Origin of the sequence: Rhodococcus sp. 05-339-2, from assembly GCF_002258965.1 — a bacterium.
In the GTDB taxonomy this organism is placed as follows: domain Bacteria; phylum Actinomycetota; class Actinomycetes; order Mycobacteriales; family Mycobacteriaceae; genus Rhodococcoides.
On sequence record NZ_NOYW01000014.1, the window covers coordinates 149648 to 164916 of the forward strand.

15 protein-coding genes are annotated in these 15269 nt (G+C 60.3%); 6 read left to right on the forward strand and 9 right to left on the reverse strand.

Annotated elements, in window-relative coordinates:
• Positions 1-266 precede the first annotated feature (266 nt).
• The 3 genes from CH273_RS11540 to CH273_RS11550 are packed head-to-tail and all read left to right on the forward strand — an operon-like array spanning position 267 to position 2395.
• Positions 267-1577, forward strand: coding sequence for an aromatic ring-hydroxylating oxygenase subunit alpha (locus CH273_RS11540; RefSeq protein ID WP_052049578.1), 1311 nt, complete (start codon positions 267-269; stop codon positions 1575-1577).
• Positions 1578-1616: 39 nt separating this feature from the next.
• A complete protein-coding gene (locus CH273_RS11545) occupies positions 1617-2150 on the forward strand; it encodes an aromatic-ring-hydroxylating dioxygenase subunit beta (RefSeq protein WP_052049580.1) in 534 nt (177 codons plus the stop codon).
• Positions 2151-2161: 11 nt separating this feature from the next.
• Entirely contained in the window at positions 2162-2395 is a 234-nt protein-coding gene (locus CH273_RS11550) for a hypothetical protein (RefSeq protein WP_032395665.1), read from the forward strand.
• A 128-nt stretch (positions 2396-2523) separates the two neighbouring features.
• Here the strand turns inward: CH273_RS11550 and CH273_RS11555 are convergent, their stop codons facing one another.
• The gene (locus CH273_RS11555) at positions 2524-3381 is read right to left on the reverse strand and encodes a LuxR C-terminal-related transcriptional regulator (RefSeq protein WP_230596867.1); all 858 of its coding nucleotides are present in this window, start codon (positions 3379-3381) and stop codon (positions 2524-2526) included.
• Between CH273_RS11555 and CH273_RS28160 the strand changes: the two genes are divergently transcribed.
• A complete protein-coding gene (locus tag CH273_RS28160) occupies positions 3316-3645 on the forward strand; it encodes a hypothetical protein (RefSeq protein WP_230596883.1) in 330 nt (109 codons plus the stop codon). The genes CH273_RS11555 and CH273_RS28160 overlap by 66 nt on opposite strands.
• A 134-nt stretch (positions 3646-3779) precedes the next feature.
• On the opposite strand, the gene CH273_RS11560 is transcribed toward CH273_RS28160, so the two are convergent.
• The 5 genes from CH273_RS11560 to CH273_RS11580 form a co-directional block, all read right to left on the reverse strand.
• Positions 3780-5069: a flavin monoamine oxidase family protein gene (locus CH273_RS11560; RefSeq protein WP_032395667.1), complete on the reverse strand. Its 1290-nt coding sequence runs from the start codon at positions 5067-5069 to the stop codon at positions 3780-3782.
• The gene (locus CH273_RS11565; RefSeq protein WP_052049582.1) at positions 5066-5434 is read right to left on the reverse strand and encodes a cupin domain-containing protein; all 369 of its coding nucleotides are present in this window, start codon (positions 5432-5434) and stop codon (positions 5066-5068) included. The genes CH273_RS11560 and CH273_RS11565 overlap by 4 nt, the downstream gene beginning before the upstream one ends.
• A gap of 98 nt (positions 5435-5532) precedes the next feature.
• The gene (locus CH273_RS11570) at positions 5533-6993 is read right to left on the reverse strand and encodes an aldehyde dehydrogenase family protein (protein ID WP_032395668.1); all 1461 of its coding nucleotides are present in this window, start codon (positions 6991-6993) and stop codon (positions 5533-5535) included.
• Positions 6994-7148: 155 nt separating this feature from the next.
• A complete protein-coding gene (locus CH273_RS11575) occupies positions 7149-9455 on the reverse strand; it encodes an ATP-binding protein (RefSeq protein ID WP_082322501.1) in 2307 nt (768 codons plus the stop codon).
• 188 nt (positions 9456-9643) lie between these two features.
• On the reverse strand, positions 9644-10051 hold the full coding sequence (locus tag CH273_RS11580) for a carboxymuconolactone decarboxylase family protein (RefSeq protein WP_179275469.1): 408 nt from the start codon (positions 10049-10051) through the stop codon (positions 9644-9646).
• 590 nt (positions 10052-10641) lie between these two features.
• Between CH273_RS11580 and CH273_RS11585 the strand changes: the two genes are divergently transcribed.
• Both CH273_RS11585 and CH273_RS11590 read left to right on the forward strand, forming a co-directional pair.
• Complete coding sequence (locus CH273_RS11585; RefSeq protein WP_179275458.1) at positions 10642-11943, forward strand: MFS transporter; 1302 nt, start codon at positions 10642-10644, stop codon at positions 11941-11943.
• Positions 11944-12515: 572 nt separating this feature from the next.
• Positions 12516-13643, forward strand: a complete 1128-nt coding sequence (locus CH273_RS11590) for a LuxR C-terminal-related transcriptional regulator (protein WP_032395671.1) — start codon at positions 12516-12518, stop codon at positions 13641-13643.
• Between the two features lie 28 nt (positions 13644-13671).
• Here the strand turns inward: CH273_RS11590 and CH273_RS11595 are convergent, their stop codons facing one another.
• Genes CH273_RS11595 through CH273_RS11605 form a run of 3 tightly spaced genes read right to left on the reverse strand, consistent with a single transcriptional unit; the run spans position 13672 to position 15269 of the window.
• The gene (locus CH273_RS11595; protein WP_032395672.1) at positions 13672-14457 is read right to left on the reverse strand and encodes an SDR family oxidoreductase; all 786 of its coding nucleotides are present in this window, start codon (positions 14455-14457) and stop codon (positions 13672-13674) included.
• Positions 14454-14732, reverse strand: coding sequence for a hypothetical protein (locus tag CH273_RS11600; protein ID WP_052049584.1), 279 nt, complete (start codon positions 14730-14732; stop codon positions 14454-14456). The genes CH273_RS11595 and CH273_RS11600 overlap by 4 nt, the downstream gene beginning before the upstream one ends.
• A gap of 15 nt (positions 14733-14747) precedes the next feature.
• Positions 14748-15269: a 3-phenylpropionate/cinnamic acid dioxygenase subunit beta gene (locus CH273_RS11605; RefSeq protein ID WP_032395673.1), complete on the reverse strand. Its 522-nt coding sequence runs from the start codon at positions 15267-15269 to the stop codon at positions 14748-14750.

Consider the following 15269-nt stretch of genomic DNA (forward strand, 5'->3'; position numbering starts at 1 on the left):
CGCTCGCCTTCGGCCCGTTTTCGTCGAACTGGAGTATCTGCTCAGTTCGACGTCGACGGGCCGGAGGTCTTTTCGGCCGAACCCGGCCGAATGTCTGAGCGTCGCTCGTTCCGTGTCGAATTCGTTTGCGGTCCACCGAGCTCCGGATTGGTCTCGAGCGAGGAGATGGTACCCAATCGGGTCATGTGCGATCACGTAACCTGCGTCACTCTTGTTGTGGGCATCGACGATTCGTAGAGCCCTGATCGACGATGAGAGGATCGTAAATGACTGTCCCCGACACGGCTGCACAATCTCTGGTTGAGCGCCTACGCGATGTGGCTACGCACGGCATGGTGCCGGCAAAGATTTTCAACGACCCGGCGGTCTACGACCTCGAAGTCGAGCGCCTGTTCAGCAAGGCATGGAACTTTCTGGCGCACGAGAGCGAAGTTCCGAAGGCCGGTGACTACGTTGTCCGAAATATCGCCAACAACTCGATTCTCGTGGCACGTGACGAAGCCGGCGAAATCCAGGTACACCTGAATATGTGCCGTCACCGCGGCAACCAGATGTGCAAAGCAGACCTGGGCAACGCATCACACTTCAGATGCTCGTATCACGGATGGGTATACAAGAACAGCGGAGAACTGGTCGCTGTTCCGTACCACAAGCAAGCATTCGGCGACGAACTCGACAAGAAGCAGTGGGGTCTTGTCCCGGTCAAAACGGCAATGTACGAGGGCCTGATATTCGGATCTCTGGACCCTGACGTCGAACCGCTGGAAGACTTCCTGGGCGGATTCCAGTTCTACCTGGACTACTACCTCAAGACCGGCCACGAAGGCGTCGAGGTGTATGGCCCGCCCGACATCTGGGAATCGCGTTGCGATTGGAAGCTGTACGCCGAGAACGGTTCCGGCGACGGTTACCACACACCTGTCACACACCAGTTCGGCTTCCATCTCGGCTATTTCGCTTCCTCCGGAGCCACTCACAGCATCGGTCACAGCGTTCACTTCCCGGACAAGGGGCACGGAATCGGTCTGGGTGAAACTCCAGGCATGGATCCGTTCCTCGGCTACCCTCCCGAAATCGTCGACGTTCTGAAAGAGCGCTTGACTCCTGAACAGTTGGCAGTATTCGAACCTGTTCGCACTGCGGTCGGCATGGCTTTCCCCAACCTGTCGTTCCTCAGCCAGCCGTTCAGCCCTATTCCGGGTGAGCCCGGCATCCGGTTCGTGACCATGCGCCAGGTTCGGGCCCTATCGGCCGGCACGATGCAGATGTCCTCGTGGTGCCTGGTACCCAAGGGTGTGTCTGAGGAGTATCGAGAGGCGGCCTACAACGCCTACACGTTGGCATTCGGTCCGGGCGGAATGTTCGAGCAGGACGACATGGAAAATTGGAACAACATCACCCAGCAGTTGAAGGGCTCCGTCGTACGCGAGATGGACTTTCCATACGTCAGTGGGCTGAAGCAAGAACCTGTTGCGAACTACCCCGGGCCGGGTGTCGCCCTCCAGCCCTACATGAATGACTCCAACTTTCGGAATCTATGGTCCACCTGGGCCAAGTACTTGACAGACAAGGACTGAGTGTCCGCGATGAGTACCGAAACTACAAGAGAGCCCGCGATGAGCATCGACACTTCCACACCATCGACCCTCGACCACGTAGACGCGGATACCTACCACTCGGTGGTGCAGTTTCTCTACGCGGAATCGCGGTTGCTCGACAACCGTCACTTCGATTCCTGGGTCGAACTCTTCACAGATGACGCTCGATACATCGTCCCAGTTCGCCTCAACCGTGAAGACGGAGCTGACTGGGAGTCTCGTTCCAAGGCATTCGACGACACGAAGCAGACGTTGGAGATCCGTGTGAACAGACTCAACTGCGAGTACGCGTGGGCCGAGCAGCCGCCCTCACGCGTACGCCACTACATCTCGAATATCGAGGTAGGCCAGAGCGCGATGCCCAACGAAGTCACCGTGCTCGCCAATGAGCTGATCTATCGGAGTCGCGGAAACTCGACGAACATCGATCTCCTATCGGCCCAGCGAAAGGACACGCTACGAATGACACCGGACGGTTGGCGTATCGCACGCCGCTGGACGGCGCTCGATCAGAGCACGTTGTCGGCTCATAATCTGTCGATGTTCTTCTGAGGAGCGTCACCATGACAACAAGTGCAGAATCGAACGAGCGCCTGCGACTGGCCAATGAGTTCGCCGATGTGTATGTCGAGCGGAAAGTACATGGCAACGGCCAGCGATTGGAGATCGTCTCGCCCAGAACAGGGCAGTCGATTTTGCTCGACCCGGTCATCTTGGAGGCTCTGACAGCTTTGGATCTTGCCGCCTTGACCGCCATATTGGTCGCGGGCGTACCTGGAAACGACCTGCCGAGCTGAGATACGGCGGCTCGCCATCACGACGGATCGACGATGGCGAGCCGCCGGGGCCATCTACACCAGACACGGAACCAAACATACTTCCCGGCGCGCCGATACCGGCACCCGATGCGTCTCAGAAAATGGGCTTATTCCTGGGGAGTCGATCGCCAGATCAACTGAACCAGTTCTGCCCGGTTGCTGACGTCGGTCTTGGTGAATATTCGCTTCAGGTGTTGTTTGACCGTGTTATCACTGATGAACGCGCGAGACGCGATCTGCTTGGTGGTCAAACCCTCACTGACGAGTTGAGCGATTTCTTGTTCACGTTCGGTGAGAATACTCAGGTTCGGCAGACGGTGATCGGTCTGCTCACTGAGGCTGAAGATCAGCGTAACCGTCGAGTCGGTACGATCTGCCAACCGAAAAGTCTTCAGCAGGAGTCGATTGCGACCGTCGTCGATTTTCTGGACCGAAACACGCTTGCCGTCGGATCGAAACTGGGTCGACGCAACTGAGATAGCCTGATCGACACGGTCTATTGAGGCGGTTCCGCCATCGATCGTTGGCCGGATACAGTCGCGAAGGGCCGCGCGATTGCGGTACACGATGCGCCCGTCCAGGTCCGCGATGACCATCCCCTGCGGCAACCGATCCAGAGCGTTCTCGTAGACATCCGTTTTGGTCGAATATTCGTCGAATCGCCTGGCCCGCTCGATTGCCAATCCGAGATGCTCGGCAATAGTGCCGGCCGCTGCCAGATCACTGGTAGCGAACGGTGCTTGATGCTTGGAGCGCGCAAAATTTATTGTGCCGAAAAGCTTCCCGCGCACCACGATCGGGGCCTCCATCGAATGCTCGAACCCCCCGACTCGCAGAGCTGCGCGGGCCCCCGACCTCTCCCAGGTACCCCTGCCGAGTCGCGACGAGTCGATCGGCGCGTGCGCCTGAATGACGTGCTCGAGCACAGGATCGTCGGGACGGCCGAAGGTCTCGTACTCGTCCACGAACGTGTCCGGGATATCGGCAGGTATCGCGACCTCGGATCCGGTGCCGGTGTTGATGTGGTGCACTCCGATTGCGCCGTGCATTTCCTCCACGTGCCCAGACTCGGCATTGATATGGAAAAGACCGATTGCACCGGCGTCGATGACGTCGCGAGCAGTACCCAGAAAGGCCGTGGCCACTTCCGCTCGGGTGAGTGCCGATTGCATCGCTTTGGCGAACAAGTGCGTGCGTTGATCGAGGGTCGGGGGCTGAATCATCAGTAGCACCTGACTGTCTGTTGCGGCTAGGGACTATGCACAAAAAGCCGGGGTCATCCACGGCGCGCTCGGCGGTTATGCCGTGAATGACCCCGACTTCAGTGTCTACTGCCTTAACGCGTGGCGAATTCCTATTCTAATCAGGACATCCGCGCTGCGTCGCGGCCGGCGCGGATTCCGGTGAAAATTGCCCCATCGATGAGGCCGAAGGAGCCACTCGCCAAGTCAGCACCCGCAAGCAATATGCGGCTGTTGCGTGCCTGCACTGCCTCGAGTTGGTCTCGCAGCTGTCCGGGGGCGGGTACTGCCCACGTACCTCGGTAAAGGCCGTCGGCGGTCCAGTTGTGTGTTGCAACATCGACGACTTCGAGATCCGGCATCCACGTGCGCAGAACGGCTTCGACCTCTTCACGCGAGGAACCGTTCACGGCCGACGCGTCGGAGCCGAAGGCGACAGCGATGTGGTCGCCGTCGATGGCACGGTCGTACTGCAGGAGTACGAGCGGATGGCCCTCGGGCGCGAATGCCATGTACGGGGCCCGGTCGCCCTTGATCCGGACCACCACCTTCTGACCACCGGAGATCTGGCCGGCTGCGGCAATCCGTTCGATGTGCGGTTGCTCCGGTTCGATGGTGATGTCGGACAACACATTGACGGGCACAGCGCAGACCACAGTCCGCGATGTCACCGTGCGGCCGTCGGCGAGAGCGATACCGACAGTGTTGTCGGATTCCGTCAGTGCCGTCACCTTGGCGTCCATGATGAACTCGGCCTTGGTATCCGAGACGATTCCGTCGATCAGCAGGCCCGTTCCGCCTACGATTTTGTACCTCGAAATGACGTCGAGCATCACTTGCCAGTCCCAGCCCGCAAGGGCGAGCCATCGCAGAGCGATGGAGATACCGGCCTTTTCGAGCGGCGCTTGGCAGGCCGCTGCCCAGAACGACGAGGTCATGTCGCGTTCCAGCTGAGTCATGTCGACACCGTCGAGAAACTCGCCGACAGTGAGCTTGTCGAAGTCGAAAGCAGCGTTGGAGAAGTGCGGATCGTGCGGGCGTTCGTATGCAGTCCGCGCTACCTCGGCAAGAGCGCTCATCCCCTTGTCCATGAGGCCGAATACGAATTCGTCCGTGCCCTGCTGAACCTGCCCGTCGCTGATGTACAGAAGCTCCGTCGGAGGAGTGAACTCCTCGATTGCAAGGTTGTAGCGTGACACCTCGGACCAGACATGCGGCTGCAACCAGTGCACATCCGTTCCACCGAGTTCGATGCGCGTTCCGAGACGATCCTCGGTCCAGGTGCGCCCACCGAGGCGATTCGTTGCCTCGATCACCACGACCGATTTTCCGAGCTGCGAAGCCTCTCGTGCCGCGGTCAGACCCGCAAATCCGCCGCCGATGACAGCGACATCGTAGATATGTTCGGTCATTGGTTCACCTGCTTGATTTCGACGGAGAACTTGCGGAAAGGTGCATGGAACGTCCACGTGGAATGCGTGCCCTGACGGAAATAGGCACAATCGCCCTCGCGCAGAACGTGAGTCTCGCCGGCGGCCGTGTCGATGTGTACCTCGCCTTCGACGATCCAGATGTATTCGTCCATCTCGAAGTAGTACGGGGTCGGTTCGCGGTCCGGGTATTCACCTTCGAGGACCCGAAAGAGTCCGACACGGACCGCGCCACCGGTGCGGCCGTGCAGCTGCGAGAACTGGCCCGTGGGGTTGCCTTCGACGATGAAAGGCTCGTAGTTGTCGGTCAGTTGACCGGAAGTCGATACTGCGTAGTCGGCAGTCATGATTGAGGAAATCCTCTCGATGGTGGTGTTCACTGAAGTTGTTGCGGAACAATGGATTACGTGGCTTAGCAAGATCGCACGCAGGTCAGGACGTCGAACTACTGCTGGTACGGGTAGATCCGGCGTCCGTGGTTGACCGAGATCCACTTCTGAGTCGTCAGTTCGTCGATGCTCGCCTGGCCGTTCAGTCGACCGATTCCGGAACTCTTCTCGCCGCCGAAGGGAACGATCGGTTCGTCGGCAATGGTGGCGTCGTTGACATGGATCATTCCGGTGTGAATCTGCTTGGCAATCCGCACCCCGCGGCTGAGGTCACCGGAGTGCACGGCACCGCTGAGTCCGAATTCGGTGTCGTTGGCGATTGCGACTGCTTGTTCGTCCGTATCGAACTCGATCAGTACGACGACAGGGCCGAACAGTTCGTCGTGGGCGATCGCGGAGCCCGCCGTCACATTTTCCAGAATCACCGGTGGAAGCACGTTTCCGGCTGCTTCGCCCCGAAGAACTGCAGTGGCACCCGCAGCGATGGCACCGTCGATCTTCTCGTCGAGGGCCGTGAGCTGCCGGGCGTTGATCAACGGCCCGATGATCGTGCTCGGGTCCGAAGGGTCGCCCATGGGAAGGGCCGCAACTTTGGCACTGAAACGGTCACGGAACTCGGCGGCGATGGTGGAATGCACCAGAATGCGGTTCGCGGACATGCAGATCTGGCCCTGATGGGTGAAGCGACTGAACACTGCGGCGTCCACCGCGTAGTCCAAATCGGCGTCGTCGCAGACGATGAACGCGCTGTTACCGCCGAGCTCGAGAATCGGCTTCTTGAAGTGCCGTGCCGCAACCTCACCTACGTGACGACCCACTCCCGTCGAGCCGGTGAAGGCGAGCACGCGTGGGATCGGGTGCTCGAGGAAATAGTCGCCGATGACAGGAATTTCCGTAACCGTGACATTCAGAAGACCGGCCGGAAGTCCCGCTTCCTCGAAGATCGAGGCAATGAGTGTTCCGCCCGTGATGGGCGTCTCCTCGTGGGGCTTGATGACAACGCCGTTTCCGGTGGCCAATGCGGGCGCAACCGACTTGAGTGAGAGAAAGAACGGGAAGTTGAACGGGCTGATGACGCCGACTACACCGACCGGTTCGCGGTAGACGAAGTTCTCGGTGTCTGCAACCGGCGACGGAAGGATGCTCCCCTCGATGCGCAGAGGCAGCGTCGCAGCTTCCTTGAGCATGTCGATCGCGACGCCGATTTCGAAACCTGCCTTGACGGCTGTGCCTCCGACCTCGGCAGCCAACAGCTCGGTAATTTCCTGAGCTCGTTCCCCGACGATTCGTGCTGCGTTCTCGAAGACGGTTCGCTTCGCGTAGGCGTTGACTTTGTTCCACTCGACCTGGACCTGCGCGGCGGACTTGTAGGCCTCATCGACGTCGGCGCGGTCGGCGACCGGGAACTCCGCCACTGTCTCGTTGTTGTACGGATTGGCGTCGACCAGGATTTTGTCTCCCGCACCGTCGCGCCAAACTCCACCGATGTACTGCTTGGCCAGCTGTGTGATGTCCATGTATGCCTTCGCTCGCTCCGGGGACCATGAGTGGTCCCGTCCATGACGTCTGGCGAGAATGACATGCATCACAGGCGCGGGGCGTCCGTAGGAATACGGACATCGCTACGTAACTTCGAGTTCAGTATGCCGTCGGGACTGCTCGGTCAGATCGCTCATGCCGAGGATTCGCGGCTGCGCGCGTGAATCCACGCTGCCACCTTGGTGCGGTTCTCCAGGGCCAATTTCGACAGGATGTGTTCGACGTGGGTTTCGACGGTTCGCTGGGAAATAATCAGATCGGATGCGATGTCTCGGTTGCTCAGACCGGCTGCAACCAGCCTCGCCACCTCGAGCTCGCGACGGGTCAACACAGTCAACCCGCTGTCGTCCAGTTCCGTCTCTGTCTCCGTCTCGACTGCATACGCGACCAGCTCATCCAGCGTCATACGCCTGCCGAGTTCGTAGGCGGTCTGGAACGGTCGCTCGCCCGCTTGTTCACGAGTCCTTCGGATGCTGTCGTCGCGGTATGCGGCGACCATACGGAAACCGGAGAAGCTGCCGCCCAGGAACTGCCACATACGATCGGCTCCCCCGAACAGCCGGGCGGCGCGAACAGACGACCGTGCAGACTGAGCGCACCACGCCAGCAGCTCCAGACAGTGGGTGGTGAGCAGCTGATCTGTTGTATGTCCCATGGCCCGGACCGCGGAACGCCGCCCGCCCTCGTGATCCCCGGACACCCAACTCGCTATTCCGAGAACAAGCTCGATGTACCCACGCCAGTAGTAGTCCTTCGACTCCTCGCAGACGGCCAGACCGTGTTCGGCAAGGGAAGTCGCGCGGTCCGTGTCGCCGGTCAGTACGGCGCACATGACCGCGACTCCGATCGTATCGAGGTACAACTCTCTGGCCAAAGAACCTTCGAGTGACCGATACATCGCGGCGGACTCATCGATCAGAGGCGTTGCCTCGGCCGTCCGGCCGTATCCCATCGCGATCATGCCCGCGAGTTGCAGGGCGAAAGCCCGGTTGAGGGGGTCTCGACTGACTGCCTGTATCTCCGCTGCATGCTCCACGAGCCTCTCCGCGTACCGGAGATTGTCCTGGAGCAGATAGAGGTAAGCCGCTACGCAGAAGGCGAGTTCTCGGTACGCCGTCGGTTCCGCGGTGGCCGCGAGTACGCGCTCGAGCACATCGATACCCCGACTCAGTTGCCCTGTCGCAAACCAGAAATGCCATAGGTCGGTAGCCATTCGAGCGCTGACACCATGAAGGCTGGAATCGGTGAGCCCGTAGTCGATCGCGACCACGATGTTGGCGTAGTCGACGAGTAGCTGCGCGGTGCCCTCGTGTAGCCATGAGTGAGCCGCGAACTGAACGCGCTCGGCGTAGTGAGCAAAATGGTTCCTACGAAGTTGAGCACGGTCATCGCGTTCGTCGAGGTGCTGGTCCCCGTAATCGCGGACCAGACGCGGCAGACGATAACGCGCTAGCGATCCACGGTTGTCGACGATCACTATCGACTGGTCTACCAAGGAAGCCATGTGATCGAGTAGATCGACCTCTCGCAACGGAGAGCTACTGCATACGGCCTCGACGGCCGCGAGGTCGAAGGCTCCGGAGAAGACGGTGAGCCGGCACCACAGCAATTGCTCTGCTTCCGTTGATAACTGGAAGCTTCCTTCGGTCAGCGTTTGCAACGTCCTGTGCCTCGGGTGGAGGCTGGTGCTGTCTCCCCTCGGGAAATCCGGGCGGGCGTTCATCCTGTCGATGATCTGTTGCAGCGACAGCGCGCGGACCCACCCCGCCGCGAGTTCGATAGCGAGCGGCAACCCGTCGAGACCGTGGAGAAGACGAACCAATACTGCCGCATTCGAATCGGTGACAGTGAATGTCGAGCTCAATAGGCGAGCCCGGTCGACGAACAGGTCGACAGCGTCGAAGCTGCGGATATCCGCCGCTGTGACGTCGACGTCCGTCGACGGAACAGGGAGCGGGCTGAGCGTCATCAAGTGAGCGCCCTCCACGCGTAGCACCCTGCGACTCGTGGCCACCAACGTCAGGTTCGACGCGGTCAGTGCCAGATCCTGTAGGAACACTTGACACTCGGAATCGATACTCTCGCAGCTGTCCAGTACCAGGATCCCGTCCTGACTCCTGGCAAAATCGTTCACCAGTACGGGATCAGCGGCGGAACCGTCACGCATCCCCAGCGCTTCGGCGATCCGCGCGCAGAAGTCGTTCAGACCGCTGATCTGACGAACGTCGGCGAAGTACGTGGAGCCGGCCGCCCCGCCGAACGCATCGTGTCCCTCGACCAACACCGACGTGACCAGCCGGGTCTTACCTACCCCGCCAGGACCGACCACCAGCGTCAACCGATTCGTGGCCAGTGCTGCGCCCAAGGCGTCCTGCTCGTGAGCTCGGCCGACGAAAGTTGTCGAATGCCGAGGCATTCGGGAGTACGTTCTTTCGGTCATAGGGGAGCCTCTGCATCTTCAGTCGGCAGGAGGAACTGGCTGATCCTAGTTTGGCCCCATTGGACAACACCGACCCCATGTTCGCACGACATGGTCAGTCGATCGACACAATTACTTGCCGTAGTGGCCGGGCGAATCCGACAGCTACCGTCGCGCGGAGTGACGGGTCAGTGAGAGTCCCGTGCCGGCTACCGGTCCCCCAGCTCATCGGTCAACGTCTCCTGGGCAATTCGCATGGCCGCCAATCCGGCCGGAGCACCACAGTAGGCCGTCGCGTGGAGGATTGCCTCGACGATTTCTTCGCGGCTCAGCCCGTTACGCACACTTCCACGGACATGGAGACCGAGCTCGTGCAGCTGTCCCAGTGCGACGAGCATGCCCAAGTTGACCAAGCTTCGACTGCGCCGGTCGAGGCCCGGACGCGTCCAGACCGAGCCCCACACCATCTCAGTCACATACCGCTGCATATCCTCGGAATCAGTCCCGTGGCTACGCCCTAGCGCGTTGTCGACGTAGCCTGCCCCTAACACTTGTCTGCGAATGGCCAAGCCCGCGTCGAATATCCGCTGACGCGCCTCATCAGCGGCCCCGGGCAGGTCGTCTACGTCAGCACTCAATTGCAAGCTCCTCGAACAGGCCGTGATTCGGCATACGACGACCGGAATGGGACGTATTCGGGATACCCGATCTATGCGCACGTCCGATGTTCGTCAACCTTGCAGCGAGTGGGCGCCGTGGGCAACACCCAATCGGGTAATTTCGCCGTCGTCGATCCCGCCAACTGCAACGAGTCACACGCGATAACACGGTCGAACACAGTCGCGGGCAGCGCTTTTCATTACCGGTTTCAGCGGACGGGACACCACCTCTTACACGACGAAGAGTCCGCTCCGAAAGCTGCCTCTCCGCGCAAATCGACTGCGCCGGAGCGAATCCACCCGTTCGGGTGACGTCGTTCCAACACCGTGGTGCAAATGTCTTGGTTGACTACCGAAACCAACTGAGCCGGTGTTCGGCAGACGCAGGTGACCACCGACCGGAATCTCGAGAATTCGACGACACAGGAGAAACTATGCACAAGTCGGACCCGCCGGAAACAGCTGGACCCGAAGCTTTCGATCTCACGTCCGCAGTCGACAAGGCACCACTATCAGGCAGAAACCTGTCCACGATCGCGATAGCGGCTATGGTCGTGGTGCTGGACGGCTTCGACAATCAACTGCTGGCACTGTCGTTGGCTCAGATTTCCGAAGAATTGAATATCTCACGCGGTTCATTCTCATGGATCTTTGCAATCGGCTTCCTGGGACTGGCAATCGGTGCAGGCTTCGGTGGATGGTTGGGAGACCGAATCGGCCGAAAACCGAGCATTATCCTGGCAATCGTCATTTTCGCTGGTACGACCTGTCTGCTGGCCACAGCCCAGAACATCATGACAATCGGCGTGTTGCGCGCCATCTCCGGCCTGGGGGTCGGCATGGTCTTTCCGCTGGTAACCGCACTGGTTGCCGAGACCTCACCATTGAAGTATCGCAGTCTTGCGGTCGCCGTCAGTATGGTCTGTGTACCGATCGGTAGCCTCGCTGGAGGACTCGTTGCCGCAGAGATCCTCCCGAATCAAGGATGGCGCTTCCTTTTTCTCGTCGGCGGAGCGGTCCCGCTGCTGTTCACCGTGATCGTGGGGCTGTTTCTCCGCGAATCGGTGTTCATCCTTGCTGACCGAGGACGCAGCTCCGATTTGGCGAAGGTACGGGAACGGATGGCAGAGTTCGGCCACCACCTCGATGAAAGCACGACCGTGCATGCACGCGAAAACACCACCGTCGAAAGAGCATCGGTCGCTGCCTTGCTCCGGCCTGCTATCAGACGGGACTCGCTGGCACTCTGGGGACTGTTCTTCCTCAGCATGCTCGGCTTCTATTCCTTCGTCAGCTGGGGTCCCACACTGTTCGCAGACGCGGGGTTCGACGCTGCATTCGCCAGCCGCTCCATTTCCGTCTACAACTTCGGCGGCATTGTCATGACCATTGCCGCGGCCGCCGCAATCTCCCGTTTCGGAACGCGCAGAGTCTTGACCGTTCTCGCTTATGGCGGAGGCACAACGGCAGCGTGGCTCGCCTTTCAAGGCCCCAATCCAGCATCGTCGTCCCTCGTGTTGATAGTTCAGCTCATTCTCCTCGGCGCATTCTTCGCCGGACTGCAAGGCACGTTGTACACACTGGCTGCGTTCGTATATCCCGCCAACGTGAGGTCCACAGGAATCGGCATGAGCGCTTCGGTCGGACGGTTCGGTGCCATCACCGCCTCCTTTGCCGGCGCGGCCCTTCTCGCAATCAGTAGCGGAGCATTGTTCGTCATGCTCGCCGTAGCTGGCCTCGCTGCGGGTGGTTTGCTGATCGCCGTCAGGCGGCATTCGCCTCCTCGCCTGCAGGCTTCACCCTCCGCTGCACCCCTGGACAATGTCGCCGCCGCCGAACCGAAGCCCTAAGACATTCACGAAAACACCCGTTCGGGGATGTCGTACCCACCCGCGGTGTCAATAGGTTCTTTTCTCGGACAGATCATTCGTTGCGAAGGGGAAAAGATGTTGGATTCGCAGAGGCGGAAAGCCGATCCGCTCGGCCGCACGAAAGCATCTCGCACGGTATCGGATTCTGAACTGTCGACAAGCAGGCTCGGTGAGTACCTCGAGTTGGCCCGACAGTGGAGGCCTTTCGGCGGAGTCCCCGAGGAAGAAATCTTTGTTCGCTTCGGAATTTCCAAAACAGACTTCGACGATGCAGTAGCAGCTGCCGACCGGGTGGCCGCCACAGACGCTGGCAGGAAGATCCCTCCTCGCACCGGCGGTAGCCGGTTCTGAGGACGAAACCGTCCTCGACGCATGACTCGACCCCGGGACCACTCACCCGGGGTCGAGTGCCCCCCCATCGGAGGCTGCGGGTGCCGTCTACGAACCGACACCCCGAGCAGACTTGGGTAAATTTACGGATGCGCGCTCACTGTGATCCATGTCATCGTCGGTAGCCGAACGATCACCGAGGTCAGAGGATCCGCGCGGAAATGTACAACTCATCCACCGGTGAACATCATCAGCGACAGGACACCGAGATGGACAGACGCAACCACCCGGCCCTACGAACGCACTCTTTCGCGCTGGCCATGCAATCGGCCATCTCGCTCCACGATGTCGCCTCCGTCTTTCTCACGGCCGTGCACGACATCATCGACGCCGACGGTATCGGCCTGTATCAACTTCACGTCGAGTCCGGTCGCGTCCTCGACGTACATGCGGCAGTGGACGACAGCCTGCTACATGAATACGAAGACAGAGGGCGCAGTGACGATCCAGTTCTCGCACACGTCCTCGAGCATCGTCGACCGTTCGATTCTTCACAGATATGCGCGTCGCGCTGGCATGGATCGGGCGCGCACACCGTGCTCGAGGCCAGCGGCTTCGAGCACTCGCTGGAGGCACCTATCGTCGTCGCGGGCGCTGTCACGGGCACGATTAATTTCGCCAGATCGGCCGACTTGAGTCCGTTCGACGCGGCCGATCTCGAGGTGGCGTCGATCGTCGCCGACCACCTCGCACTTGCGCTTCGTCGCGCACAACACCTTCAACAGCTGGCCCAGCGGATGTCCATGTTCGAGTCGGCCATGGACCGCATCTCGGACCGTGTTGTCCTGACGGATACCGACGGCCGAGTGCAGTACCGTAACCGAACTGCCAACGATGAACTCGAAGCGGCCGAAAGAGAGTCGGAGGGAACCGATTCCATGAATCTGCACATCGCGGAGGCTGTCCGTCAGGCTTGTGAATCGATCAGAAGTGACAGGAAACGCGTCGTCGTACAGGACATCGAGTCGGCCGGTCGGTCGTTCGTCGCCCGGACGGTGCGCCTCCCCGACAGGACGAAAGCAGTTCTGACCACGTTGCACGCTCGTTCTCGCGCCACCAGAGACCTACCGGTGTGGTCTGTTCTCACCCGCCGTGAGCAACAAATCGCAGAATTCGCCAGTCAGGGGCTCTCGACACGGCTCATTGCGGACAGGGCGTTCATCAGCGAGAACACCGTCAAACAACACCTCAAACGCGTCTATGCGAAGACGGGTGTCGGCTCACGAGCGGAGCTGGTCCAATTGATCTGGGCTGCGGACCGCCAAGCGCCCGAAGCCACCGTGAGTTGAGGATGGAGCGGATGGTGAGCGCGGCTTTTCAGCGAGCGCGCCCACCATCCGAATTTATGACGGTGCCGGTGATGATCCGGGCACCGACGGGGTCGGCAAGGTACACGTAGGCGCTTCCGTGATCTTGCGGCGTCGGAGTCGTTCCCAACAAGGTGCCCTTGGCAATCCGCTCGTCACGCCCTACCGAGGTTTCGACCGACAGCGTGTCCTGAGACAGAGCCACGAGGCCGGAGAACGACGTTCCAGACGTTCCACCCGGCGCGACACCATTGACCCTGACCTGCGGGGCAAAATCGGCAGCGAGATGGGCAATTACGCCACGCAACGCCCACTTCGAGCTGCCGTAGAGCACTCCGCCCCCTACTGGGTGAAATGCGGACTCGGACAATGTGAGGGTCAGTGACCCCCGAGCATCCAGTAGGGCCGGCCACGCCAGTCTCGCCGCCGACAGCGCACTCAGGACGTTCAACCGCCACATTTCTTGTGCCGCTGCATCGAATTCGTCCGCCTCGAGGGTTCGCAAAGACGCGTAGTGATCGAAGACTCCTACGCAGCACGTCACGTTCGACAGCCGGACGCCACCCTCTGTTGCCGTGCCTATCGATTCCGAGATCACCTCCGAATCGGTGGCATCACCGGTCACGACCTCGATACCGGGTTCGGCGGCCAACGATTCGGCGTTCACAGCGGACCGTTCGACCACGACCACCCGAGCACCCGCGTCGCGATACGCCAACGCAGCCCCTCGTCCAATGCCCGAGCCACCTCCGAGGACGAGGATGTTCAGCCCCTCCAGACGGGTGTCCTTCGTCATGGCGCAGGCCTCCGGGAGAGTAGTTCGGTGATGAGCTCCGGCTCCTGAAAGCTCAGACAATCGAGAGCGACTGCATCCAACATCACTCTGGACCCCCGGCGAGGCGACCAAATATCCAGTCGAACACCATTTCTCGTCGATATCTTGCGAACGACGACGTCCGCAAACTCATTTGCGATGACGATCGGTCCGTCGTTCCCGCCATCGGTCGGGTAATTCGATACCTCCCCGATCTCGGGGTTTTCGAATACCGGCTCAGCTGCGTCGTCGTTCACGTGAAACCCTCCGCTTCAGATGAAAATCGAGAGATTGTGTGCGTTGATCAGCGCCTGATCGAACGCTGCCCACCGGCGTGCCAGACGCCAACCGTCCTCGGTCCATCGAACCGTGTCCTTGCGGAACATCGAATACAGACTCGGGTTCGGATCGTCTCCGCGGCTGCGATAGATGAAGCAATTGGACGAGACGAGGTATTCGTCCGGCACCTCGGTGTGATCGACGAGAATGTTGGTGACGTAATGGCGTGTCCGGGAGGGCGGTTGCTCGGCCCAGGCAAAGTCCGTTTCGAGCCGTTGGACGCGGACTTCCAACGTCTCCATGTCATCGTCGAAGATTCGCGAGGTAGGAGATAGCTCCCACTCCGCCAGGGCTTCCCGCGTCACGCGGACCGGAACTTCATACCGAATGTCCTCGCTCAGGTATGCCAACCAATCCCGGAAGCGACGCTCGTCGAGCGCCAAAGCCTCGCGGTACAGGAATTCTTGTATATCCCACTGGATCTCGCGCGATATCGACCTCGTCTGAGGCATCAT

Bases quoted from the DNA above. Each gene is read 5' to 3' on its own strand.
- CH273_RS11540 (WP_052049578.1), top strand. From the start codon at position 267: ATGACTGTCCCCGACACGGCTGCACAATCTCTGGTTGAGCGCCTACGC.
- CH273_RS11545 (WP_052049580.1), top strand. From the start codon at position 1,617: ATGAGCATCGACACTTCCACACCATCGACCCTCGACCACGTAGACGCG.
- CH273_RS11550 (WP_032395665.1), top strand. From the start codon at position 2,162: ATGACAACAAGTGCAGAATCGAACGAGCGCCTGCGACTGGCCAATGAG.
- CH273_RS11560 (WP_032395667.1), bottom strand. From the start codon at position 5,069: ATGACCGAACATATCTACGATGTCGCTGTCATCGGCGGCGGATTTGCG.
- CH273_RS11565 (WP_052049582.1), bottom strand. From the start codon at position 5,434: ATGACTGCCGACTACGCAGTATCGACTTCCGGTCAACTGACCGACAAC.
- CH273_RS11570 (WP_032395668.1), bottom strand. From the start codon at position 6,993: ATGGACATCACACAGCTGGCCAAGCAGTACATCGGTGGAGTTTGGCGC.
- CH273_RS11575 (WP_082322501.1), bottom strand. From the start codon at position 9,455: ATGACCGAAAGAACGTACTCCCGAATGCCTCGGCATTCGACAACTTTC.
- CH273_RS11585 (WP_179275458.1), top strand. From the start codon at position 10,642: ATGGTCGTGGTGCTGGACGGCTTCGACAATCAACTGCTGGCACTGTCG.
- CH273_RS11590 (WP_032395671.1), top strand. From the start codon at position 12,516: ATGTACAACTCATCCACCGGTGAACATCATCAGCGACAGGACACCGAG.
- CH273_RS11595 (WP_032395672.1), bottom strand. From the start codon at position 14,457: ATGACGAAGGACACCCGTCTGGAGGGGCTGAACATCCTCGTCCTCGGA.
- CH273_RS11605 (WP_032395673.1), bottom strand. From the start codon at position 15,269: ATGATGCCTCAGACGAGGTCGATATCGCGCGAGATCCAGTGGGATATA.